The sequence below is a fragment of the Halorubrum sp. CBA1125 genome, assembly GCF_009742825.1.
Lineage (GTDB): Archaea > Halobacteriota > Halobacteria > Halobacteriales > Haloferacaceae > Halorubrum.
Genome location: NZ_WPCE01000322.1, coordinates 1 through 1,912, shown reverse-complemented (window position 1 = coordinate 1,912; position 1,912 = coordinate 1). Strand labels below are relative to the sequence as shown.

The following is a 1,912-nucleotide window of genomic DNA, read 5'->3' as shown; positions in this document are numbered from 1 at the left end:
GACCGCGGTGGCGCCGACCGCGGTGAGGATGACGGCGCGCTCGCCGTAGCGGTCGCCGAGGACTCCCGACGGGAACTGCGCCAGCGCGTACGCGAGCCACATCCCCGAGAGCGCGAGCCCGACCGTCGCGTTCGTCACCCCGAACTGCACCGTGATCTCCGGGACGAGCGGGCTGATGACCAGCCGCGCGATCATCGTCGCCGTGAACGCGAGCGTACAGAGCGCGAGGGCCGTGTGTTCGTACCGCCAGTTCACTGTCCGGACCTGTGCCGCCGCGCAAAAAGGGGGTTCCGATCGCGGCCAGCCGGACCGGCTGTGGGACCCGATCGGCTCGGGGCGACGCCGACGACCTCGGGGCGGGTGCCCGCTCTCCGGCTACTCGACGAGGTCTCCGACTCCGTCGCTCACCTGCACGATCATGGCGGCCTGCTGTTCGACGGCCGCGGTGATCCCGTCGGTCTCGTCGCGGATCTCGGCGGCGTTGCCCGCGGTCTGGTCGACCATCGCGGCGATCTCCTCGGTGCTCGCGGCCTGCTGGTCGGTCGCCGTTGCGACCTCTTCGATCCCCGTGGTGAGCTCCGTCGTGGAGTCGTCGATCTCGGTGAGCGTGTCTGCGGCCTCCTCGACCTCGGCGCGGCCGTCGGCGACCGCGTCCGCGTTCGCGTCGAGTTCCTCGACCGCCCGCTCGGTGTGTCGCTCGATCGATCCCACGAGCTCCTCTATCTCGCCGGTCCGCCCCTGCGACTCCTCGGCGAGCGACTTCACCTCCTCGGCGACGACCGCGAACCCGGCGCCTGCCTCGCCGGCGCGGGCGGCCTCGATGCTCGCGTTGAGCGCCAGCAGGTTCGTCCGCTCGGCGATGGCGTTTATCGCTTCGACCATCTCGTCGATCTCCGCGACCGTCTCCGCTATCGCCTCGACGCGCTCGGCGAGGGTCTCGGAGGTTTCGTCGATGCGGTCCATCGCGGCCCGCGCGTCCGCGGCCGCCGATCGCCCCTCGGCCGTGAGGTCGTTCACCGACTCCGCCTCGGTCGCGACCTCCTCCGCGGAGGAGGCGACCTCCTCGACCGCTGCGCTCATGTTCGAGACCTCGTCGCTCACCTGGACCATCCCCTCGAACTGCTCGGCGGAGAACCCGGCGATGTCCTCGGTCCGATCGACGACGTCGACGGCCGCCCCGTGGAGTTCGTTGAGCCCCCGGACCGACTCGGAGAGCGCCGCTTCGCGCTCCGCCGAGAGGTCCCCGTCGACGTCGATCTCGTCGGCGCTGACGATCTCGTCGTCCATCCGCTCCGAGACCGCCTCGCCGACGTCGCCGGCGGCTGCCATTCGCGCGCCGACCTCCTCCATCGTCGCGTCGGCGCCGTCGGTGTCGACGCCGCCGTCCGCCGCCGTTCGTCCCGTCGTCTCGTCGCTCGTCTCAGTCTGATCGTTCGTCGTTGTTTCGTCGTTCGTCGCCGTCTGATCTTGCGATGTCGTCCCGGGGCGCTCGTTTCGCATGATACGCCCACGACTCGCCACGCGTAGATAATCCTCCGTGTGCGATTATCACGATTGAGTGTCAGGCGGGGAAAAGTGAGACACGGAGAGTATCGGTGACCGGTGTCAGTCGACGACGAACTCGCGCCGATAGTCGGTGAGGTTCTCGTGGCCGTCTTCGGTGACGACGACCAGGTCCTCGATCCGGACCCCGCCGACGTCGGGGTCGTACAGCCCGGGCTCGACCGTGACCACGTGTCCGGGCACCAGCTCGTCGCCGCCGCTCGCGAGCCGCGGGGGACTCGTGGACTTCGAGTCCGATCCCGTGGCCCGTCGAGTGGATGAACCCGGTCTCCGTCTCGGGGTCGGCACGGAGCGTCGGCTCCCCCGCCGCCTCGTAGACGTCGCAGGCGGCCGCGTGGACGTCCTCGCG

Annotated in this window: 2 protein-coding genes and 1 pseudogene; all 3 read right to left on the bottom strand. The window is 70.1% G+C overall.

The window, feature by feature from the left end; all coding sequences use genetic code 11:
- Positions 1-255, bottom strand: a 255-nt coding sequence (locus GJ633_RS16275; protein WP_321169134.1) for an MFS transporter, incomplete at its 3' end; no start/stop codon positions are given.
- A 120-nt stretch (positions 256-375) separates the two neighbouring features.
- On the bottom strand, positions 376-1,500 hold the full coding sequence (locus GJ633_RS16270) for a methyl-accepting chemotaxis protein (RefSeq protein ID WP_231741394.1): 1,125 nt from the start codon (positions 1,498-1,500) through the stop codon (positions 376-378).
- 105 nt (positions 1,501-1,605) lie between these two features.
- Positions 1,606-1,912 (bottom strand): annotated as a pseudogene (locus GJ633_RS16265) (M24 family metallopeptidase); the annotation flags it as partial.